Genomic DNA, 24,458 nt, shown 5'->3' with positions numbered 1-24,458 from the left:
ATCCAACCTTATATTGAAAGATAAATAAAAATATAGAATAGATGCAATTACAAAGAATTTTATAATACAGAGAAATCTATCTTAAGTGTTCTATCACTGCCCTCTCCCCTCTTTATTGACGCGTGAAGACATATTAATCCATTGTTATTAAAGAATATTTTAGCCAATCTGCAGCAAATTCCCTTTGCTGGAGAAAAACCCAAGTAGCTATTTGACTAACAATTTGCCATGATAGATCTAGGCCAGATAAAAAGCAGTCTTTAGATTGCAAGTAGTAGGCAAATTATGAAAGACCCCAACATACTATTACCAGATATATCACAAATTAGTTCTAAAGCTTTTTCTCCCTATGACTGGCTTGTTGAAAAAACACATAGTTATCATGCAACATCCTCGCTCGTCGCTTTTAATGATGCGACTCAAGCCATACCCATTGATATGGTTGAGATGGTGCTTGCAAAATTAGAAGCAGACAAAAAAACCGCAAAAGAAAAACAAGATAGTCAGGATACAGAAGATATAAAAGCACAAGAAACAACTGAAGAGAATGCAAAACCCCAAACTGAAAATGATGATTCTGAAAAACCAAAAGATGATTCATCCTCATTTTCTGAAACTCAATCCAGCGACAATGATAATAGTAATACAGAGGCTAATGTTGACATCAGTCAATCTCAAGTCAATAAATATTTAACACCACTCCCCAATCCACTCTCTATTCGTGATGGTTGGGATGAGGATTATGCAAATATTGGCATTGGCAACAATACTTCTGTTCTTTCTCAAGAAAGAAATTTAGATGTCTTTTCTTCTAGCTTTTATGTACAAAGCTTTTATACAGAAGTCTTGCCAAGCACCGTTAGCCTTGCAACGGAAGAAGGATGTGGTTGCAGCTGTGATTGTGATTTGAGTGGGCAGTGGACTCTAGTGGTCCTTCACGATCCTGGTGAATGGGGCGAAGAAGTCAATATAGCTGGAATCATCAATAGCATTACTTTAAATTTCAGTAATGGACTCAGTTTTAGCAGCGATACGAGTCTTAGTTGGGACGATCCTAATCTCCCTCCCTATAATAATATTCCCTATTATCTTAATACAATGTCAATCCTCGTTGAAGATGCTTGTGCAGACTTACCGCTATCCATGACGGTGACCTTAGATCTAGAGATACCAAATGGTGATGGATTAGTTCTAACATTATTTGCGCCCAATGGATCTTCGATAGTGCTTTTATCAGGATTCAACTCTGATGGATCTAACTCCTCTTCTGTATTGGGATATAATGGTGTTTACGAGCTAGATGACAGCGATCTAAGTTTACCCAATCTTACGTTAGATCCAAATTTTGATAATGATTCGGGCACACCTGATGGAGATATTGACACGGGCATTTATAACACTTATAACAGCGGTGATGGCTATAGTCTTACAGGTTTTCTCAATGATGCTTGTTCTATTGATGAATGTGGCTGTGCTTGTGATGTAAATGGTTACTGGACACTTTGGCTTCAGGCAGAATTTGAAGGATCGAGCGATGCTGCTTCAATCAGTGTTTCCTCGTGGGAAATAAATTTCGGCGATGGACAAACCTTTACCAGTCCTGATGCGAATATGGTTGTTGATCCTGGCTCATCAGGATTATGGCAATGGAACGAGCTTCTTGTCCAGGATATACAGTCTCAAAATATTTCTGATTTTAGTATCTCTGTTTATCTCGATATCGCCAATTTTAACAATGGCGCATTTTCCCTCACGCTCGAAGCACCTAATGGAACCGATATGTATTTAGTGCGTAGTGACTATGGAAATGAAGACGAGATTAATCAAAGTGGTGTATACACCTTTACCTATAGTGCAAGCCAATATTTTGGTTCTGGAGATCCCGAAAGTTTTGTGTCTGGCGAGTATTTACCACATGGTGCGCTCTATAATGATCCCAATATTTATATACAGACATTTGAACAATATATGGATACTATTTGCACCCCATATGAGGGCGGTGAAAATAGTAGTGAAGGAGAAACTGCGCCTATTGTCTTTGATCTTGATGGCGATGGCTTCTTCAATTTACTCTCTCATGAAGAATCCAATGTCTTATTTGACGTGGATAACGATGGCATAAAAGAACAAACAGCTTGGGTTGGCCCTAATGATGGTATCCTTGTTTTTGACTTATTCGATGATAAACAAATCACAAATGTAAATGAATTTTCTTTTGCGAATTGGCATCCTGATGCAAAATCTGACTTAGAAGGCTTGCAATTGGTTTTTGACAGCAACAAAGACAATATACTCGATGCACAAGACGTCGCATGGAAGCAAATGGGCATTTGGCAAGATAAAAATCAAAACGGCATTACGGATGCAGGAGAATATTCTAGTCTAGATGACTTAGGTATTCTTTCTATTAATCTAACTTCTGATGGCCATTTACAAATGCTGAATGGAAACACTATCCTTGGAACCATTAGCGCACAAAAAGTGAATGGTGAAAGTTTAGCAGCTGCGGACGTTTTATTGAGCTACTCAGAAGTGCCTCAGACCAGCGATTCAAAGATGCCTATTGCAGAATGGGCACCTCCACCTCCTGTTTTACAAGAAGTGGCAGAAACCGTAGAATTATAAAATATTAATTTTTTTCTGGGGAAGACCACCGGTTCCCCCATTTCTTATATAAACTATGTAAAAAAGTATCCCATTCCTGCTTGGTTCTAAACTCTGGATAAGGTGAGGGTAATATTAGATGTCCTGAAGTCCAAACAATGTCAAATTTACCATCCTTTCGAATCTTCCCAATTCTTAGGATTCTAGCCGTGTGCTGGTTATCCGCATCAATGGCAACACGCCCTTCAGGCGCATAACAAAACTGATGTTTCATCACTTCTCTTACTGCTAATGTATCATCTGTCTTTGCTTCTTGAGCAGCTTCAGACCATAAAAGTACGGATAAATAACCTGTCTCAATTGGATCATCTGTTACTCTATGTTTTCCGTATTTTTCTTTATATTTTTGAACAAAAATCTGATTTATCATGCTGGGTATTTCTTGAAAATAGCTCCATGCAGCATAGTCTCCAACCATATCACAATCATTCAAGTGTTTTAACTCTTCTGCGCCAATGCTAAAAGACATAGATGGAATATTAGATGGCATGATATTAGATTTTCTTAATGCCTTAAAAAAATCAACATTACTGCTCCCATTAATTGTATTAATAATAACATCTGGATTTGACTTCAGTATTTTGCTAACAATGCTGCTCGCGTCAGAGCTACCCAGTGGTAAATATTCTTCACCTACCACCTCTCCTTTCAAAGCTTTGACTTGATCTTTTATAATTTCATTTGCCGTATGTGGAAAAATATAATCTGAACCCACAAGAAAAAACCGCTTACCAAGATTATCAAACACCCATTTAATAGCAGGAATAATCTGCTGATTTGGTATAGCACCACAGTATATAATGTTTTTTGATTCTTCAAGCCCTTCATATTGTAATGGATAAACTAATAAATGCTCATGCTTTTCTACAATTACTTTAACTGCTTTGCGACAGTCGGATGTCCAACAACCAAAAATTACCGAAACTTTGTCTTTTAGAATGAGTTTCTCTGCTTTTTTAGCAAAGACATCCGCATCAGAACATCCATCTGCAATAATTGGCTTAATTTTTCGACCTAATACTCCTCCCTTGAGATTAATATCATCAATTGCCAATAGCATCGCATCTACGACAGATTTTTCACTGATCGCCATAGTACCTGTTAAAGAATGTAATATGCCAACTTTAATAAAAGATGATTTATTGCGCCTCACAATATGCCTGAAGAAGAAATAAAAAAAAGTGATAAATACGATCATTACCGTAATAAATGCCACGACTTCCAAAAAATAATTAATTGACAACATAGGATTGATCACTTATGCCTTTCAATTTCGCTTTTCCAATTTACTGCATAAAATTTCTCGAATACTTCTGCCGGTTCTGGCTTACCAAAAATAAACCCTTGTATAATATCGCATTTATGTTTGATAAAATAATTTAATTGCGCAGCAGTTTCAACACCTTCAACCACAATAGCAAGCCCCATACTGTGTCCTAGATCAATAATCCCTTTTGTCACCGCATGCTCATCGTTTTCATTTTCAATTATTTTCACAAAAGAACGATCGATTTTAATTTTATCAATTGGGAATTGTAACAGATAGCTCAAGGATGAATAGCCTGTACCAAAATCATCCAATGCCAAATCCAAACCCAGCGATTTAATTTGCTTCATAACCTCAATGGCATGTTGCTGATCTTCTACCAATGCACTTTCAGTTAGTTCTAATGCAAGCCAATCCTCTGTAACTTGATTTTTGTTCATTGTTTCCGTAATAAAATCAATAATCCCTGCCTTTAAAATTTGTCTCGCTGATAAGTTTACAGCTACCTTTATTGGTCTAAATCCCGCTGCTTTCCATTTTGCAATTTGCCCACATGCTTCATTGAGCACCCATTCACCAATGGGCATGATTAAATTACCCTCTTCCGCAGCAGGAATAAAATAAAACGGTGAAATATAACCTTTTTGAGGGTGTTTCCAGCGAATTAAAGCTTCACATCCCACAAGCTCTTGTGTTTGTAAATGTATTTGAGGTTGATAAAATAGTTCAAACTGCTGCTTTCCCAAAGCGTCATGCAGATCGGCTATAATTTGACGTTTCATCTGAATCTGTTCTTCCATGCCTCTTTGAAAAAACTCATATTGATTGCGTGTATCACTCGTTCTATTAACTGCCAATTGAGCATTTCTAGATAAGATTTCTGCAGAATCACCATCATTAGGGCAAATGGTAATACCAATAGATATTGAGATTACAATATTTCTATTATGAATAAAATAAGGTTGCGTACATTTTTCTATTAGATTTGTCACATAATCAGCCAAAATAGAAGACTCTGTCATTTTAGGTTCAAGCAAACCAAACTCACTCTCACTAATTCTCGCAATAGTGCTGTTCTTATTAGCAAAAGTCGTTAAGCGTTGCGAAAACTCATATAAAAGTTGACTAGAAATCTCTTGTCCATAGGTATAAACTAATTGAGAAAAATCATCAATACGCGCAACCAGAATACCGAGCTTCGATTTGGTTCTCTTTGCCTCTAAGCTTTTCACATCCAATGATTGCTTAAAAGCTACTCTATTAGGTAACTTTGTTTGTTCATCACTGATAGCGCGATTTAATAATTCTTTTTCTAAATTTTTATAGGGAGTAATCTCCATACCATATAGATTTACAAAATTATGTTGCTTAGGAACAATCGTTAGGATATACGACTGTTCACCACAACGCATCTCTACATTTTGTATTTTTTTTGATATCAAAATCTGATGAATAATTTCTCGCCATTCCGGTGGCACTCTTTCATTTAAACTGACTTTCCATTCAGCAAGAATAATCTCACTGCCGTGATTTGCAAAAGTGATCACGCCCATTCTATCAACGCCCAATACTGGATTAGGGTTTGCTAGAGGAATCAAGGTAAGATCACTTAAAACGGCATTCATTTTTTTAATTTTGTGTAAATAGTAATGCAATTTATTGATGACTATCATACAAGTGCACAATGCCAAACCAAACAGAGTCGTTAGCAACGGCCAAAGAATGGAACCATCAAGATCTGTAAATATACTTAGCATTTATTAAGAGAATATAAATAATGAGGATTATTGAAATTATAGAAGAAATGGAAACATCAGGAATAACTGTATATTTATAGTTTTAAAAATATTTCTTTATGTGGCTCATTTGCACTGGTTCTATCGTCTTCGCGCTTTTGCTAAATAGCTATCGAGCGCATTTGCGAATTGTTGTTGATCTCTTTTATCAATGGGCGCAGGTCCTCCCCCCATCAATGTGCCTGAAGAGCGGAGTTCTTCCATGAGATTACGCATGGCAAGTTTCTGGCTCATATTATCACTGTCATAGAAGATACCACGAGGGTTCAGTGCATATGCTTTCTTTTCTATAATTTGTGCAGCAAGAGGGATATCAGCCGTAATAACGAGATCATTCGTCTCGGTCATCTCGACAATGGTACTATCTGCCACATCAAAGCCACTGCCAACCAATACAAATTTGATAAGGGGGCTACGAGGGATTTGCAGTGGCTTATTTGCCACAAAGACCAAAGAAATCGAAGTTCGCTTTGATGCACGATATAAAATTTCTTTAATCACGTTTGGACAGGCATCCGCATCAACCAATATTTTCAAATAACCCTACCCTTGTCATTTCTATCCACATTTAAAGCGTTAAGAGTATAGCTAATTTGTGTTTTTCACAATACCTATACTCTTATATATAAAGAAAAGAGAAAATTTACTTGCCTTTCTGTCTATTGTATTTACGAATTGCAGCAGCAGCAATGACAACCCCGGACACTGCGGCAATAACAGTACAAGTTACAGCAGCACTTGGCAAATAATTTTCTTGAATATCTTCAAAGACTTCATTTATATCATATTCGCTGGCATATTGTTGAAGCGTACTTAGGGCACACTGAAGATAGCCAAGCTTTTCTTCATTTGAACAAGCTTGCATTGCTTCACTCAAAGCATCCTGATGACACGAGAAATCATCCCAAGCACATGCAATTTTTTCAGGCGCAGCTTCTTCAAAATAGCTGCTTGCAAAATTTATTAATTTGCTTGCTAAGTTTGCAGGATTCAACAAAGATTCTGTACTCTCTTCTTGCAAAGGAATCGCAGTAATCTCTGGGGTGCTTGATCTAAAAAATCCACCAATATAATCTCCCCAGCCAGAAGCATGTTGTTGGTATAAATTAACTGGATTTATTGCATCAAAAATTGATTTAATTGTATTGGTTCCAGTAGTACTACCATTCATTCTAGATGTATCATCAAAATGTGTAGATAAAATATGTATAGATTGTTGATACAGGTTTACAGGATTAATACTTTCAAAAAAACTTTTTGCGGTATTGGTAACGATGTCTGCATCAGGCAACCTGTTCATTGCAGTACTTTGCCACTCTAACCAAGCCTGTGATAATTGATCACCATATTGTGTTGTGACATGCATCAAATCGCCCAAGCCTTCTTGAGCCACTTTTGACAGAGAGGAAGGTAAAGTCATTACTTCATCCATGCTAAACACTTGTTTTACTTCATGACCACATTGAAGCGTCATAGATACACAATTGTCTACAGCATAACTAATCTTATGTGCTACATTCAAATCTGTGCAATCTACAATTTGTGCTGGACAACCTGGCTGAGTAACTTCTGCTGCCGTATCATTTAATTTCTTAATAGCATATTCGATCACACCACTTTCAGGAATGTTCTCAAAATTGGAAGGTATATAAGTGAGCGCAGATTCTGTGACATTTTTATAGAACCAATTGTTAAACATTATCTTTCTTGCCTCATTGTGTAATCTAAAACCGCGTTAATGAAAGCATACTAACTTTTATCAGGTTAGAGATCTATTTATCAATGATAAATGGCTGGGATTTTCTGATTAATATGAATACTTATTCTCAATTTAGGAAATTCGAGCATATACATCAATTGCTTGTAGTTTCTACAAGTTTGCAACTTTACAAACTCAATTTAGCTGCTATACTCACATTTTCTTTTATGAATGTTAGAATAAGAACTTCCTATGGCCTTTGATAGTTTTGATGCAGGATCTCCTCTTGAACCATCCGATTACGTCAATGGTTTTTTGGATACTTTCTACAGCGCTAGCTGCTTTGATCTAATCGTTGATAGCGAAACAGCCCAACCTTCAGACAATACTTCCCTGCCAGAAAGCACAGATCATGAACTCAACTTTAAAAACATTGATCTGAGTCAATACTCGGGTCGTGTGGCTTATGATATGGGATCAGGTGGTACAAAAATAAAGGGCGTGCTCTTTAATACTGAAGCAATGCATATCGAAGCCGTATTCGCAGAATACTCTTTCCCTATGACATACAGCCTAGATTTAGAGCAATCAGAAAACAATCAATTTTCAGATTTAATTATGGAAATGGGACTTGAACAGTTAAAAAATCATAAAGCACTGATAGAAGCTGACTTTGAGAAATTAAATTTAGATCTAGCACTTGAGCATTATGGTGTGGCAACCGCAGCTTTTAGGAAAGCAGAAAATGCTGATTTATTTTTATCTAAAATAGAATCTGAATTAGATATTCATATCAGTGTTATTTCTCAAGAAGAAGAAGGTGTTTTAGGTTATTATGCTGCAAAATCTGCTGCTGCTAAGGAAAATCCTCATGGAGATCTGATTGATTGGTCTGATCCTATTGTCTGGGATATTGGCGGTGGTAGCATGCAAATAACGCATCAAGAAGAAAATGGTGAATTTACTATCTTGCAAAGCACAATCGCGTCTTCAACCTTTATGACGCTATTTAATCAACATATAAGAGCGCTTGAAGATCTGTCTTTAACCCCCAATCCTATTAATAACATGGAATTTTCTGTTGCTTTTGCATTGGCCAAAGAACAATTGGTGTTTAATGAGCGCGATAGCGCAATTATAAAAGCCCATATTGAGCAAGGCTCCGACATCTTAGCGATCGGCGCTGTGCACAATGCATCGGTACAAAATACCATCAATCAAGTCTTAAATATCCATGCTGACACTTACAGTAAAGAACAAATCTCTCAAGCAGCAGAATTATTATATAATTTAAATGATCAACAAATCGCAGGTCTATTGCAATTAAAAAATCCTTCTTTTAGCAAAACGGCGATTACCAATCTCATCTTGGTAAGTGCTTTCATGGAAAAATTCAATGTTGAGCAGGTTAGCACTGTCAAAGCCAATAATACAGATGGCTTAATTGCACAAGGGAATATACTTTCTCAAAATCTTGCCATACATTAAAAGCAACATTTTTGTCACACAAACTGTCCGGCAGACCAGCCGGACGCCCACGCCCATTGAAAATTATAGCCCCCTAACCAACCTGTAACGTCCAAAACTTCACCAATAAAATAAAGCCCTTTCACAGCATTGGCTTCAAAATTTTTAGAGGAAACGGCATTACAATCCACACCCCCTAAAGTCACTTCGGCCGTACGATAACCTTCTGTGCCATTGGGTACAATTTCCCAGGCATGCACTGACTTTTCTAATGCTGCGATTTCTTTTGAGCTAAGGCTTTTTAATGATTTATCAAGAAAATCTGCCGACCATAATATGCTCACAAGGCGTTTTGAAAGTAGGTGTCTTAAGAACGTTTTTAAAGACTGATTTCCAGATATCTTGAGTGTATTTTCGATAAGCTGTGCAATGCTATAGTGAGGACATAAATTTATAACAACAGCTTCTCCTGCTTTCCAATAAGAAGATATCTGTAGAATAGCAGGACCACTTAAACCGCGATGAGTAAACAACATACTTTCTTTAAATGATTGTTTATTGACCATTGCACAAATATCTTGTGAAACACCAGACAAGCTAGCAAAACGCTCTACATCTTGTTTATGCAATGTCAGTGGAACTAAGCCTGCGCGGGTTGGGTGAACCGGCATTTCAAATTGTTTAGCAATATTGTAGCCGAAACCGCTGGCTCCCATCGTAGGAATCGACAAACCACCTGTTGCAATAACCAAAGACTCGCATTGATAATGGACTGCGTTGATGGCTACGAGTGTAAATTGGTTTTCTGCACGTTGATGAACTTCTGTAATGGATTGACCCAGCTGAATGCTCACCCCATATTTTTGACATTCTGCCAACAATAAATCTACAACATCTTTAGATTTCTCATCACAAAACAATTGGCCCAGATGCTTTTCATGATAAGCAATCCTATATTTGTTAATCAGTTCTATAAAATGCCAGGGCGTATAGCGGCTGAGGGCTGATTTACAAAAATGTGGATTGTGGGAAATATATTTGTCAGGACTGGTATGCAGGTTGGTAAAATTACAACGCCCACCACCAGACATGAGAATTTTTTTGCCTGGCTTATTGGCATGATCAATAACCAGCACCTGTCGCTTTCGTTTAGCAGCCTCAATGGCACACATAAGACCGGCTGCCCCAGCACCGAGAATCACGACATCATAGTTTTTCGACATGAGTTTAACAGTTAACACATAAGTTTGCATGTATGTTAAAGTAAGACCTAGGTCGATACAAGTTTCAGTAGCAACCCAAAAGCGTGCAACTACTCACTATGTACCCAGTAATGATGAAGTAAAATAAGGATTGCAAGATGGCAAAGGCAGCTTCCCTTAATATTGTGCGCCCTGCAGCTAAAAGTTATTCGAAACCTATAGCTTTTAGCGTTGAAAAGGCATAGAATGCCGGCTAACTGCTTCAATTGTAATCACTTCTTAGTAACTTGATAACAATAGTCATGTAAATTTATATAATTTTCGAGGTAAATGAATGTCTTCTTTGCACCCTACCGCAACGAGTTTTAGTGATTTTAATTTAAACCCTAGCCTTTTGCAGGCGCTCGATGAGGTTGGCTATAAAGAACCTTCTCCAATTCAAGCGCAATCCATTCCTTTGCTTTTAGATGGCAGAGATTTGATTGGTCAAGCACAAACAGGAACAGGTAAAACGGCAGCATTTGCGCTCCCGATCTTGTCTCAGATCGATCCTAGTGCACAACATCCACAAGTATTGATTTTAGCGCCTACCCGAGAATTAGCGATTCAGGTATCAGACAACTTTAGCCGTTATGCCATGCACATGAAGCAATTTAGAATTGCAACCATTTATGGTGGTCAAAGTTATACCATTCAGATGAAGCAATTAAGAAATGCACCTTCTGTTATTGTGGGAACACCTGGTCGAGTGATTGATCATATTAATCGCGGCACCATAGATCTCTCAAATATTACACATTTTGTATTAGATGAAGCAGACGAAATGTTGAAAATGGGCTTCATTGATGATGTTGAATTAATCATTAACAAAACCCCCAAAGACAGACAAACCATCTTGTTTTCAGCAACAATGCCTGCGCCTATTCAAAAAATTGCGCAAAAACATCAAAATAATCCTGCACGAATTACGATTCAAGCAAAGACAGCAACGGCGTCAACCATTGCTCAAAAATATTTAGTACTAAAAGAAGGGACTAAATTTGATGCACTTGTTCGCATTTTAGAAACAGAACCAACAGACGGCGTGATTATTTTTGTGCGTACAAAAGTAACAACACTTACGGTAGCTGACCAATTACGTGATTTAGGCTATCACACCTCTCCCCTCAATGGTGAAATGGAGCAAAAACAACGTGAAAAAACAGTTGAAGCGCTCAAGTCTGGCAAATTTAATATTATCGTTGCAACCGACGTTGCAGCACGTGGTTTAGATGTAAGCCGCATATCACATGTTATCAATTATGACATGCCTCACAATATTGATGCTTATATTCACCGCATTGGTCGTACAGGTCGTGCCGGACGTGAAGGTAAAGCCATCTTATTCTGCACACGTGGCGATGCTTATAAACTCAAAACCCTAGAGCGTGTAATAAAACAACAAATCAGCCTTATGGAACTTCCATCTTTTGAACTTGTTCGCAAGAATCAAATAGCAAAAATCAAACAAAAGATTACAGATGTTTTAGCTGGGAAAGCAGATCAGATTTTTGAAAATCTCATCAAAGAATATTGTCAAGAAAACGAAATTTCAGAATTAGCTGTTGCAAGTGCATTGGCACAAATTCAATTCAGTAATAAAATCAGCAATTTCAACGCTAAAGTTAATAAAGCAAATAAAGAATTCGCACCTTCTTCTTTTCAAGACAATCGTGGCTTTAGAAGAGAAGATAGAGAGGGTCGAGGTCAAGAGGAAGGAGAACGTTCATCAAAACCCTATGGTAAACGATTCAGAAAAGATCTTGATTTGTCCCCCTACCGCATTGAAGTAGGACGCACGCACGGTGTTAGTCCAGGCAACATTGTTGGCGCCATTGCGAATGAAATTTCTTTAGATAGTGAATATATTGGCGATATTAAAATTTTCCAAGACTATAGTGTCGTCGAGCTGCCTAGCCAGCTGCCAACTAAGGCGCTACAAACTTTAGAAAAAGTATGGGTTGCCGGCAGTAAGCTTAGCATCTCTCGTTATACAGGCAATAGAGAGCAGTCAGAAGGCGCACCTCGTAGCGAAAAGCCTAAACGAGATCATAAAAAAGTAAGAAGCAGAGACATGAAAGATAAAGGAAAGAGAAGAGATAGATCGGTGGATAAGCAGCCTACTTCTTTTGCTTAATTGATCATTCCTTTCTCAGAACTCAGCATTTTATTGACTGCTCTCATTGCAATGAGAGCAGTCGCTTAAAGTAGTCATTGCAACAAAATAGTAATATAATTAACTACTATTTAATTTTGTCTCATGACTTACTTTAGGTATTACATGTCCAAGCACGGCGCCACGCGAAAAAGACTGATAAAAAAACATCAAGCAAAACAACAAGCCTCTACCTCCTTAAACACTTCTGTCGTTGCTCCTGTCATACAGCACATCAGTCTAGAGGCAGCTTTAGAAAATCCAGAGCAGTCTGGTTTACCTCCTGAAGTAAGTCAAATTTTTAGTCAATTAAAAACACTTGAAGCACAAACAGTTGAGTTCATTAATTCGACAAAATTACATAACACACAAAGAAGAAATGAATTATTAAATTCATTTCTCAGCAAGCATGAAAACTTTGTTCGCTTACGCCTTAAGTCACTGATTAATACTATTGAAACCTATTTTCTACAAAAGCACGAAATTCCATATGCACTCATTACACAACGGTTACGGCAGATCCAAACAGGACAAATCGAGAGCAATCCTGAAAAGCAAATTGAATTATTTAATAAAAAAGTCAGGGAATCTGAGCATTTATTTTTACTGGGTTATGAAAAAGTAAATGTATGGCAAACTGTATTAACATTACTTGAAAAATATGGCGAGGAACGGCTAAATCTCAGACAGAAATCTATGATGAATATGTTTGTAGATTTAACCCAAGCCACTTCTCATTTAACCGATTATTTCATTCTATGCAAGCTGAGTGCTACTAATTACTATGATTGCTATGTATATCTCCTAGAAAAAGCAGATTGGTTGATTTGTTATGCAGAAGAATATCAAATTTACTTGCAAGCGCTACCTTGCGAAGAAGTGTCAGATAAACAGCTAGCCTGGCAAAAAACCTGTGAACTCTTACTATGCTATCAATCAATCGCTTATTTTCTGTATAGTTGCAAACGTAGCAAAGAAGCTGGCACGATTCATAAAATAGCACAAAGCTTTCTCGAAGCATCCTATGAAGGCAAAGATCGCTTTGTCTCGCCCGAGACATCTATAGAGTTTATCGATGGTATATATAAATGGCAGCGCGACAAATATGAGCACATAGAGCAAATAGCGGGTTCTGTATTAGATAATACATGGCTACCTTTTTTAGGCACGCTATCTTTCTTTTATGAACAAGATTGGACGCCCGCCGTTAGCTCACCTTTTACAGATGCGACACACTATGATATAGAATATATCTGTCAAACAGTAAACGAATGCAAATTAGCGCTTGACAAAGAAGCAGAAACACAGACTATTCTACCTTTGACAATGCAATTTCGAAATGCGCTCGCTCTATTTTCACAATACAAAATACTTCCAAATGAGCTAAAAACCGCCACACTCATTCAAGCACATTTTAGTTTAGCACTCGCGCTATACAAAACAGCCAAGTCCAGCACATTGGATAATATATTTTACCACCAAATAATTTTGGCTTTATTTAAAAAATTAGCAGACGATCTTGGCAATGATTTTAAAAATGCGCTTCCTACAAAAGCAAAGGCATCACAAGCACAGCAACCCTCTTCTTCAAAATCATTGCCGCCACTACTGGAAAGAATAGAAACCGCAGAAACAGAGGATGATGTTAACTTTAATCGTTTTATTGACAGTGTTGCTGACCAACTGAGTGAATTAATTTTAGAACCTACAGAAGTGTCTCCCTCTAAACTGATAAAAGAAGAGACAAATCACACACCTGAAGCAGATAATAATTCCTCTGCCCCCTTAAAACACGAAGAAGATTTATTCAGTGCAGGACAGGACGTTGCATTAGATCCTCGGATGATTACATTGATACACAGTCATGAATCTGAGCTAAAAATAGAGGAAAAAGCACATCATCGCTCCCTAGAATCTTTACGAGCAGAATATGAACAAAAATTGCTCACCGAAACAAAAAGAATAGAGGCTCTGTTTGAAGAAAAGAAAGCACAAATGCGTCAAACGCATCAAAAAGAAAAATCTCAAATCAGCCTTGATTTAGAGAATAACTTCCAAGAACACATACAATCGCTCACCTTTCGACATAAAAATGCTTTAGATATTGAACAAGCACAGCATGAAAAAAATATTGAAAAATTCAAAACAAGAAAGAAAAAACAATATGACAAAAAGATACAAACACTGCAAAAAAGCCATGAATCGGAAATTCAGTCACTGAAAGAAATGCATTCACAAGCAATAGAAACCATACAATCGCAGTACCAAAATGATATCTCAGCGCAAGAAAGAACATTTGCAGCAGAATTTAAAAAAACCACCCAACAACTAGGGACAACGAAAAATAGAGCTGCCTCAAAACTAAAGATCCGGCATGAACAAAAATTAAAAAGCATGCGCGAAAATCATGAATTAACTATCCAAGCCTTGACTGCAAGCAATGAAAAAGCTATCAAAACGCACCAAGAAAAATGCGATCAGCGTTTACATAAAGAAATTGAAGCTCTACAACAAAAGCTTGAACTTGCACTCTCGCAATTGAAAAACGATCATATGCAAAACATTCAAGGCATCACAGTCAGACATGAAAAGGCTATACGTGAATTAGAGGCCACTCACTACACAAGACAAGAACAGGCGTTTGAGAAAGAAAAAGAACAACAGCAAATACAAGTCTCGTCATTACACGCCTCTCAAAGTGCCGTATTTTCTGAGCGTGAACAAGAACTATCAACGCTTCAACTGCCTGCAACCGATGGATTGATGCCTTTTGCTCACATTACACTTCCACCTGAGACGCTCTATATCCTTAAAACGCTTAAAACAGCTGGCATAGAATATTACTTCTCAGGTGGCTTTGTCAGAAATCGTTTATTAGGTATCCCCCTCTCACCTCACGAAGATGTCGATATCATTGTAAACTGCAAAGCAAGTGATTTACCTTTGCATATTAAATCTGGATTCTCACAGGAGTTGCTTGAACCTAGAAAATTCAAATTGGGCAAAATAGATCTGTGGTGTGAGCCATGGCATAAATTAGAAGATAAATTAAAAGAACGTGATTTATCTATCAATACTTTTATCTGCAAAGATGACGGAGCAGTATATGATCTCTTAGAAAAGAAGCAAGATCTACACGCTCCTTATCTTATTATGCTAGGAGATATTGAAAAGCGGTTTGAAAGCGATCCTTCATTAATGATGCGATTTATTCGATTTTCTCAGCAGTTAGACAAATCTATATCGTCTCATGACTGGTGTATGCTACTCAAACACGCGGAAGAAATAAAAAGTCTTGATATTGGAATTTACTTGAAAAATATAGAATATCTTTTTGTGAGTACATACGCCAGACAAAATTTAGCTCTTATCCTGACAGGTCAGATCCTTCCTCAAATTTGCCCACTGTTAAAGATGATAGATATACTGTTTTTATATCAAGATCCAATGCTTTTTGGCTTTATTACACAAAAACTACATGAGTTTTCATTGGCGCAAGAAAATTATAATTATTATTATGTACTCGCAGTGTTTACGCTTATTCCCATGCTGCAACTTACACCAGAGACATCACCGCAAGAAAAATTGGAGCATTGTCTAAATAATTTCTTTGCAAATTATACAGGCTCGTGTGAATTAGCAGAAAGAAATAAAATACAAAAGATCGTTGCCTCTCTTATGTTTGATACGACAAGGCGCTCGCAAGATAACGAATACCAAGTGATAGGAATATTGTCTCAATATAAGCAATATGTACAGTATTATTCTTATCCCTCTCAAAGACAACCACGTGCGCCTAGCTCGTCAACTTCAAGCGAAATAATGCAAGCCGCACTTGAGGAGAAACCTGCTTTTGTCCCTATGTCAATCCACACACGGCAAAACCGAAAATTCAAAAAGAAAGACCACCAGATATCAAGCTATAGTACAGATAAAAAGAAGACAAACCATTTATAGACGGTCATTCGTAGAAAGGAAATTGGCGTTTTGCGCCTGGTAGCCCAAAGGGCTACTGGATTGCCTCCGCTCATAAGCGTCAACTTAAGGAGTAAAACATTAGCACCTATACAAGTATGTGCTTTGGTGCGAAGCACCTTACGCCCACTTTGTAATCAAAGGGGGCAGCCGTTTACGGCGGGGGATTTTTATCAATCTTTCTCTGTTCCAAACTGTTTTATCTATTCTATGATAGAATTCAATTTTTCAAGTACACCATCCATTTGATGTTTAACTTCATAATTATTGAAGCTCAATACATGTATTTTTGCTTCTCTTAAACATACATCTCGAAATTTATATTACTCACAATGAGCTTCTTCAAAATCCTGTCATATGAATGCGTAAATATCGGGCATTTCATTTTCTGTGAGCATTTAGCCTTAACCTGAAATTACAAATCCCCCGCCGTAAACGGCTGCCCCCTTTGATTACAAAGTGGGCGTAAGGTGCTTCGCACCAAAGTATATACTTGTATAGGTGTTATATAATCAAACCCCAAAAATCCCTTTGGAATCACTCAGATTGCGAGAGGGAGAAGCCCCTCCCTCGAAGAGACATGGGTAAACTATATTTATGGTTTAATCAAACCTTCTTCTTGCATCGCTTGCTTAACAGAAGGACGCTCTTTTATTCTTGAAAAATAGTCCGTTACTGCGGCAAAATTTTCCACGGGAATTTTTAAATGATGTGCCCACCTAAGGACAGTGAATAAATAAGCGTCTAAGATGGTAAAACGATTTGCAAAAAGATACTGTTTACCTTCTAAAGCTTGCTCTAATACTTTCAATCTATTGTTGATTTTTGCTTTGATCATTTCAACATAAGTCTCTGGTATTTGAGGTGCAAATAAAGATCCAAAATTTTTATGAATTTCAGAACTAATAAAACTTAACCATTCAAGCATTTTATAATGCTCAAAGCTGTTTGACTCAGCAACCAATTGTGCTGCTGGATGCTGATGCGCAATATACTGAAGAATAACGCCCACTTCCGTAAGTATTTCTTTGTTATTCAGCTCTAGAGCAGGCACATAGCCCTTCATGTTGATAAGAAGAAAATCTTTGCCTGATTCCGTTTTTTTGTTCTGTAAATCTACTTTTTCTAAAGTATATTTTTCACCACATTCAGCAAGAATAATATGTGGTGCCAGTGAACATGCACCTGAAGAATAATAAAGTTTCATAGATCCCCCTTAATCTTAGTTGAGCGGCTCAATAAATAATCTTTAAAGCGCCAGATAAATTTTATAGATATACACAAATGAGTCAATTGCTTGAACATCTTTACATACAATTACACATATAGCATTTACATAATTTAGCCTATTTTTGCATTATATTTTTTAAAATAATTATATTCTTGTGCTTTTATCGGCTTTTACATACCAGGCAAAGTATTCAGCTTCTCTTTTTTAAAAAATATGCTATTATTGTTAATAAATTTAATATTTATTCATTTTATGATTCACCATTTTGAAAAAGATCTTCATTTTTACTGACTATTTTAACAAATAGCACATATATTATTTTCTTTATCATTAGAAGCTTTCTCAAAAATAGTAATTTTTTGTTCAGCCAAGGCGTAGATTCTTTGAGCTGCGCAAAAGGAGCTGCAACAAAGGATCAACGAAAAATGGCATTTTTGAGACAACCTCCACTATCATTTTATTTAGGACTTACTTTGGTGTCTTATGACAACCGCTTCGCTATTACATGCAAAATTAAATAATAATCATTTAATTTCAACAAAATATTTTGGTATCCGACAGCTATTTTTATTATGTCTGCCATTAATGGCAACAGAATTATCCTCTGCTTTAATGATTTTTTTAGACAGGATTTTCTTAGCACAATATGATACGCACGCCATGGTTGCAGCCACCACCGCCGCCAATATTTTTTTTATTTTTCAGATTGGTTCAGTATCTATCGCAATGGTTGGTGAAGTTTTTGTTGGTCAATACAATGGTGCCAAGCAATATAAACAATTAGGATCACCTGTCTGGCAAATGATCTGGTTTTCACTATTATTTGGCTGCATCATGATTCCGATTGGCATATGGGGCAGTCAATACATATTTGCAGCACCAATTGCAGAACATGCAATCCCTTATTTTACTTGGATTATGATTTTTGGCCCTTTGTTCCCGCTGTGTGCTTCTCTTTCTATTTTTTATTTGGGCAGGGGTGATTTTAAAACATTATTAATTGCTTTTTTTATTGGTAATTTAGCAAATGTACCACTTTCTTATTTATTTATCTTTGGGATTGAAGGAATCATGCAAGGATATGGCGCACAGGGTGCAGCTATTTCTACCGGCATTGCAAATGTCATTATCTTTTCTATCCTCTTAAAAGATTTTATCAAGCCGGCTTATCGAAAAATGTACGGCACGCATCAATGGCGGTTTAGCAAAGTACTGTTTCAAAAATCAATTAAAATTGGGTTACCCAACGCACTAGGACACTTATCAGCAACAACAGCTTGGGCAATCAATTTAATTTTTCTAAGCAAACTAAGCTTTGCACATGTAACGCTCGTGTCTATTGCTTTATCTGTATGGATGCTTTCTTATTTTGTAACCGATTGCTTGCAAAAAAGTACAACCGCCGTAGCAGCAAATTATATCGGCGCAAATCATCGCGAAAAATTACCTGAAATTTTAAAAGCAGGACTCACAATATTCGCTATTTTTGCGGTTATTCTAGCAATACCTTTGATTGTCTTGCCTGAGTTATGGATCAATCTTTTTCTGCCAGAAAATACACAAAATTCCACAAATCTTATAGAACTGGTGCAAAGCAGTTTGATTTGGTTATGGATAGCTATCTTTTTTGATGGCATGGTCTGGGTTGTAGATGGCATTTTAACAGCTATTGGTGATACTAAATTTATTTTTTATATGAATGCCATTGGTACCTGGATACTCTTTTTGCTTCCTGTTTATCTATTTGTTTATGTCAATGAAGGCAGCCCTATACTAACTATCCAAATTTCTACACTGTTTTGTTGCACACTCTTTATTTGCTACTATCTAAGATTTTTATACAATGAACGACATAAATGCGTTTATATTCAGCTATAATTCGGCTACTATAATTCTTTAAATTAGCTGGCATCTTCGAAACGGAATATTTGATATGAAAATAACCAAGGCTATCGATCTGTTTAAAAAATCAGCCATTCATCTGGCAGCCATTTCTTTATTAGTATTTCCCATCTTCGTCTCAGCAGCAATTACACCAGATATGATTACCATCATTAGCCCAGGCTTGCTAGGTGACTCATCACCCAAAGAAATTGCTGAGCTTAAAAAAATAATCATCAATCGTGAAGCAGAAATATTTGAAACGCAGGATCTATCGAAGGTAGAACACCCACTACTGGTAGAGTTTTTTGACTATACCTGCGGGCACTGTAAACAAATGGCCAAAAGACTCAGTTCATTTACTGCTAAACACCCCAATATACAAATTATCTACAAAGAATTCCCCATCCGAGGGGATCAAGCACGATATGCAGCAAGGGCTGCAATAGCGAGCAAACAGCAGAGCCAATATGTCAGCTACCACCGTGCATTGATGTATTACAACGATCTCACAAATGGCTCTATTATTCATCAAGCTGAAAAACTAAAATTAGATATTAAACAATTAAAACGTGATATGGAATCCAAAGAGACCTATCAAATTATCTCTAACAATTATGCGCTTGCTAAAGCACTTAAAATCTCTGGCACGCCTACTTTCATTATCTATGGCATAGATCTAAATAAAAAACCACATATTTACTATGTTCAAGGTTCTTTAGAAAGAACGGAACTAAAACGATTTTTGTATGGCATTATCCCACAAAAATAGCAATAGGATTTAAGCTCTCAAGCAACTGCTGGGAGTTTATGAAAGATGTTAATGTTGTATATCAAAAAAGTTAAACAACTAAAGACCAAGATCAATCTCGCCGGTCTTCTCTTTAGTTGTATAGCCTAGTTTATCGTCAGCTACTTTAGTCGCACTTAAAATGAGTCCTGCGACCAAACCGCACAATAGCCAAGTCGGATCACCTTTCCATAAACTCAATAGCCCCCCCCACACCGTCGTACTGATGGTAATATCAAACATGCTATAACCACCAACAACGCACTTTACTTCTTCATCAGATAAAACCTGCATCTGAATAAACTCCTTGGTACTACTTTATTTTACATCTCAATACTAGATTCACCACAGTGGCTAACAATAAAGGCTCTCGCCTGAGATTGCAACCGTGTCATTTCTTGCCATGAATTTTCATTAGGATAAATAAGCGCTCCGACCGTCACTTGAATAGTATTAGGCTTTAATAACCATTCTTGAGAACGTAAAACCTCTCTCGCTCCAGATAAGGCTACCGGCAACACTGGCAAATTGTTTTCTGTTGCAATTTTAAAAGCGCCAGATTTAAAAGCTCTAAGTCCTTTAGCAGCAATAAAAGTGCCTTCAGGAAATACAGCTAATGAACGGCCATTTTTTAAAGAGTCTATAATGTTTTGCGTATCTTCAATATTTTTTTGAAAATCCTCTCTATCAACCCCAAAATGCTGATGCTTTAGCATTAAATTTTTTAACAAAGGGGCTTTAAATACACCTTTTTTAACAATGAACGAGAACTTATCAGACAAAATAGAATACAAAATGAGCCCATCGATATAACTAGCATGATTCGCAACTAATACTTTTGCAATATTATTTTTTAGTGAATGAGAAGGATCAACAATCTTAATTTTAATGCACGCTAGCTTTAAGAGTATTTTTGCACCTATTCTAGCAATGCTTCTACTTTTGGCGGGCGATAAGAGCATGACCATAAGCCAAACAGGGATAATGATTGCAATAGATATTAGCCATACATAGCATGTATATAAAAATTGGAGAATAGTACTTACTTTCTTTAAACCTTTAGAAAGGCATGCCTTTAGAAAAATTTTAGTAACTTGAAGCCATAAAGGTAGATTCCATTTTGTGAGGCTTCCTGACTCGTACATTATTTTGCATTGCGAACGTTGCAATTTTCCACTAGAGGTTTTGGGAATTGTGTTCGGCGAAACGATTTTAACCTCATCCGGTGGTATGCCTATAGCAAGGGTTACACGCTCAATAATGGCTTGAATCATTTTGGATTGCATATCTTTATTATGCTCTTGAGATTCTGCAACAATAATTAACTTCTCTGTGCCTAACCTACTATCAACGACGCCAAATGCAACCACAGCCCCCTTGCGCACTCCATTAACTTGGCCAGTGACATCTTCAATTACTTCTGGAAATAAATTACGCCCTGCTTTAATAATAATATCTTTCTTTCTACCTGTGATGTAAATTTCACCTTCGGCAAAATAACCAAAATCTCCTGTTTCACACCAACCTTCTTTAAATATTGCCTGTGTAGCTTCAATATTATTGTAATATCCTTGCATGGTTGAAGGGCCTTTAAACTGAATAGAACCGATCATACGCTCTGGTAGTTCCTGATTTTGCTCATTAACAATTCTCACTTCATGCTCAGGAATAGGCTGCCCACAACAAACAAATTTTAAATGTTTTGTTGACTCATCCGTCACTGCTGTTGCAATACGCTGTTTTTCATAATCCATTAAATCAATGCGATCGATCTTCGGCGCCCTATCAATGGGGGGAAAACACAAAGCAACCGTACTTTCTGCAAGTCCGTATACGGGGAAAAAAGTTTCAGGCTTGAAGCCATAAGGCTGGAATTTTTTAATAAATCCGTCCACTGTTCTCGGATTTACCGCCTCTGCACCGTTGAGTGATAATCGCCACGTGCTTAAATCTAAACCTTCAATGTCTTTTTCTTTAATACGCTTAATACAGAGTTCATAAGCGAAATTAGGCGCAGCTGAAATAGTGCCACGATGATAATGTATAGCCCATAACCAACGTTCCGGTCGCGAGAGGAAACTTAAAGGTGACATAATCACTAAAGGACAAGCATGATATAAACTGCCAAACCAACAACCAATAAGCCCCATGTCATGATACAAGGGCAGCCAACTCACAACCACTTCGTTAGAACGAACATCAATGGCTTGTCCTGCACACTCAATATTAGAGAGCAAATTTCGATGCGTTAACAATACTCCCTTAGGAATATTTGTGCTCCCAGAAGTAAACTGGATTAATGCGGGGTGATCCTCTTTTACTTTTTGAATAGGTGCTTTTTTATTGGGAGCAATCAATTTTTCATAAGTTGTAACTGTTTTAAGCGAATGAATAAAGGCACTTAATAATTCGCTTAATTTTTCAGCGCGATCGAAGGTAATTAAAACACTTACCTCTGCTTTTTTAAGGATTTTTTCTTCACGTAATGCGTATTCTTCAATCTTATCAGGTCTAAATGGCGGATAAATAGGAACAGGCACAGCACCTAATAATTGCACGCCCATAAAGCAATAAAAAAAAGCTTCTGAAGTCGGTAACATAATAGCAACGGTATCGTGAGAACGAATGCCCAAAGCATATAAACCATTTGCAACTTTCTGAGCATTGTCTAAAAGGAGCTTAAAGGTGATGATCTTCTCAGATCCTTTTTCGTCTTGATAATAAATATGGGGACGTTGCGGTTCACGCTTCGCCCAATATAAAAGCAGTTCAACAAGACTTTGAGAAGATTTGGCAGAAAAATGCGTAGCATTGGGGGCACTTTGAATAATATCTGATTTAAAGCTCGTTTTAGAATGACCAACTTTTAATGCTTCTAAGATATCATTCACGGTTATTGCTTGCGCCAGCAATTCATCTGAAAGATACAGTTGAAAATGGTCTTCAATCTCATGAAACAATTCAACTTTAGCAATACTATCAATACCAAGATCTTTATCTAAACTTGAGCGTGTACTAACGGCCAAAGCAGAACGATTACGCTCCAGCTTGATTAAAAAAGATTTAATAATAAAAAGAAGTTTCTCTTCTAAATTAGAATCATTTCTAGCATCAGGTATATTTTCACTCAAGACTGTTCCCTAGCTTATTTCAAAGATCTCTATTGCAATATTATATATAAATTCTAAAAACGAAAGAACCTCATCCGATCTTGCTCAGCTAGGTTTCTTACGTCTACGTGGCCGGTAATTTCCATAAGCGGATAAATCAAAGCATTCTTTGAAAAGTGGTGCAGTAATGAGTTTAGGAATGATATTTTTCATTGCATTACGCTGCTCAGCCAATTCTATTTTTGATGTTGGGCTAGATATTTTCAACCATTTGCAAACCCAAGGCATCAGTAACACAGCGAGTGTATTGGCTGGCGTTAAATTTTTAACAGAATGTTGATCGATTTTATGCAATAAATGAAAAAAATTATGCAATACATAAGCTTCTTTCACATACCCCTTGCACACCAATTGATGGAGATGCTGAGTGATAACATTTGTAACAGCAGCATTATCATCTCCCCTAGCTAAGAGATTTTCTCTTAAATTTTTTGTATCGCTATATCGACTGAAAGTTGAATTCAAATCAGCTTGCAAATCTGATTTAAGGACACAAATCATTGTTATAGGATTGTACTTATTTTGAAAATCTGCCTTTAAGATTGCCTGAAAAGTAGCACTTTCTGGTGGCTCACTCAGTATACGTTGATACATATCAACCTCAGGAGGAGTGCTATTTTGGCTCCAAATCCCTTCTTGATCTAGTTTATAAGGCCATAACGCAAAAAGATCGAGGAGCCGTCCTAAGTGATTCGCAAATACATCAAAATTTTCTTCATCTGTTTGAGTTAATACGCTTGTTAATGATTCAAACTGATAAGGTGTTTCTTCTGTTGGTTTTGTTTTTTTACAACAACTTTGATAGATCTTATAAGCGACTAAAAATCCCCCAAGGCCTGCGCCTAAAGCATAGTGATACATACTAAACCTCTTAATATTAGTTTGATTACTGAGTGCTGGAAAAAATTATAGGCTTGTTAACTATCATGTTCAAGCGCTTAATCTTAATTATTCTATTTATTTTAAGCAGCCACGACTATTTATTGATTATCGGGACATCCAATATTGATTATCGGGACATCCAAAACAAATAGGACACCCATAATAATCAGAAAGAAGTAATTTAATAAACTAGAATTTAATATGTCGCAATGAACATTAAAAGATCTTCACACTCAAGCA

15 protein-coding genes are annotated in these 24,458 nt (G+C 36.9%); 6 read left to right on the top strand and 9 right to left on the bottom strand.

The genetic code is table 11. From position 1 onward, the window contains the following. Window positions 1-285: 285 nt before the first annotated feature. Window positions 286-2,625: an SPM autocatalytic domain-containing protein gene (locus CC99x_RS05955; protein ID WP_057622707.1), complete on the top strand. Its 2,340-nt coding sequence runs from the start codon at window positions 286-288 to the stop codon at window positions 2,623-2,625. 4 nt (window positions 2,626-2,629) lie between these two features. On the opposite strand, the gene CC99x_RS05950 is transcribed toward CC99x_RS05955, so the two are convergent. From CC99x_RS05950 to CC99x_RS05935, 4 genes are all read right to left on the bottom strand, one after another. Further along, on the bottom strand, window positions 2,630-3,910 hold the full coding sequence (locus CC99x_RS05950; RefSeq protein ID WP_057623213.1) for an urea ABC transporter substrate-binding protein: 1,281 nt from the start codon (window positions 3,908-3,910) through the stop codon (window positions 2,630-2,632). A gap of 8 nt (window positions 3,911-3,918) precedes the next feature. Further along, window positions 3,919-5,604, bottom strand: a complete 1,686-nt coding sequence (locus CC99x_RS05945) for a putative bifunctional diguanylate cyclase/phosphodiesterase (RefSeq protein ID WP_057622709.1) — start codon at window positions 5,602-5,604, stop codon at window positions 3,919-3,921. Window positions 5,605-5,808: 204 nt separating this feature from the next. Beyond that, complete coding sequence (locus CC99x_RS05940; RefSeq protein ID WP_057622712.1) at window positions 5,809-6,264, bottom strand: YaiI/YqxD family protein; 456 nt, start codon at window positions 6,262-6,264, stop codon at window positions 5,809-5,811. Between the two features lie 106 nt (window positions 6,265-6,370). Then, on the bottom strand, window positions 6,371-7,426 hold the full coding sequence (locus CC99x_RS05935) for a hypothetical protein (RefSeq protein ID WP_057622714.1): 1,056 nt from the start codon (window positions 7,424-7,426) through the stop codon (window positions 6,371-6,373). Between the two features lie 252 nt (window positions 7,427-7,678). Here CC99x_RS05935 and CC99x_RS05930 point away from each other — a divergent pair, with 252 nt between their 5' ends. Continuing rightward, window positions 7,679-8,914, top strand: coding sequence for a Ppx/GppA phosphatase family protein (locus tag CC99x_RS05930; protein ID WP_057622715.1), 1,236 nt, complete (start codon window positions 7,679-7,681; stop codon window positions 8,912-8,914). A 14-nt stretch (window positions 8,915-8,928) separates the two neighbouring features. On the opposite strand, the gene CC99x_RS05925 is transcribed toward CC99x_RS05930, so the two are convergent. After that, complete coding sequence (locus CC99x_RS05925) at window positions 8,929-10,116, bottom strand: BaiN/RdsA family NAD(P)/FAD-dependent oxidoreductase (protein WP_057623214.1); 1,188 nt, start codon at window positions 10,114-10,116, stop codon at window positions 8,929-8,931. A gap of 313 nt (window positions 10,117-10,429) precedes the next feature. On the opposite strand from CC99x_RS05925, the gene CC99x_RS05920 reads away from it, so the two are divergent. Both CC99x_RS05920 and CC99x_RS05915 read left to right on the top strand, forming a co-directional pair. Beyond that, window positions 10,430-12,271 carry a DEAD/DEAH box helicase gene (locus CC99x_RS05920; protein WP_057622717.1) on the top strand — a complete coding sequence of 614 codons (1,842 nt, stop codon included), beginning with the start codon at window positions 10,430-10,432 and terminating at the stop codon, window positions 12,269-12,271. A gap of 144 nt (window positions 12,272-12,415) precedes the next feature. Then, window positions 12,416-16,246: a tRNA nucleotidyltransferase/poly(A) polymerase family protein gene (locus CC99x_RS05915; protein WP_057622719.1), complete on the top strand. Its 3,831-nt coding sequence runs from the start codon at window positions 12,416-12,418 to the stop codon at window positions 16,244-16,246. 613 nt (window positions 16,247-16,859) lie between these two features. On the opposite strand, the gene gstA is transcribed toward CC99x_RS05915, so the two are convergent. Beyond that, on the bottom strand, window positions 16,860-17,471 hold the full coding sequence (gene gstA / locus CC99x_RS05910) for a glutathione transferase GstA (protein WP_057622722.1): 612 nt from the start codon (window positions 17,469-17,471) through the stop codon (window positions 16,860-16,862). Between the two features lie 507 nt (window positions 17,472-17,978). Between gstA and CC99x_RS05905 the strand changes: the two genes are divergently transcribed. Both CC99x_RS05905 and CC99x_RS05900 read left to right on the top strand, forming a co-directional pair. Further along, window positions 17,979-19,373, top strand: coding sequence for an MATE family efflux transporter (locus CC99x_RS05905; RefSeq protein WP_057622725.1), 1,395 nt, complete (start codon window positions 17,979-17,981; stop codon window positions 19,371-19,373). Window positions 19,374-19,428: 55 nt separating this feature from the next. Further along, a complete protein-coding gene (locus CC99x_RS05900) occupies window positions 19,429-20,148 on the top strand; it encodes a DsbA family protein (protein WP_057622726.1) in 720 nt (239 codons plus the stop codon). Window positions 20,149-20,226: 78 nt separating this feature from the next. On the opposite strand, the gene CC99x_RS05895 is transcribed toward CC99x_RS05900, so the two are convergent. From CC99x_RS05895 to CC99x_RS05885, 3 genes are all read right to left on the bottom strand, one after another. Beyond that, window positions 20,227-20,460, bottom strand: a complete 234-nt coding sequence (locus CC99x_RS05895) for a hypothetical protein (RefSeq protein WP_057622727.1) — start codon at window positions 20,458-20,460, stop codon at window positions 20,227-20,229. Between the two features lie 29 nt (window positions 20,461-20,489). After that, the gene (locus CC99x_RS05890) at window positions 20,490-23,297 is read right to left on the bottom strand and encodes an AMP-binding protein (RefSeq protein ID WP_083477251.1); all 2,808 of its coding nucleotides are present in this window, start codon (window positions 23,295-23,297) and stop codon (window positions 20,490-20,492) included. An 84-nt stretch (window positions 23,298-23,381) separates the two neighbouring features. Continuing rightward, window positions 23,382-24,197, bottom strand: a complete 816-nt coding sequence (locus tag CC99x_RS05885; RefSeq protein WP_057622729.1) for a Rho GTPase-activating protein — start codon at window positions 24,195-24,197, stop codon at window positions 23,382-23,384. Window positions 24,198-24,458 lie beyond the last annotated feature (261 nt).

Origin of the sequence: Candidatus Berkiella cookevillensis, from assembly GCF_001431315.2 — a bacterium.
Lineage (GTDB): Bacteria > Pseudomonadota > Gammaproteobacteria > Berkiellales > Berkiellaceae > Berkiella_A > Berkiella_A cookevillensis.
Note: the sequence above shows the minus strand (reverse complement) of the source record. Positions and strands in the feature narration are given on the sequence as shown.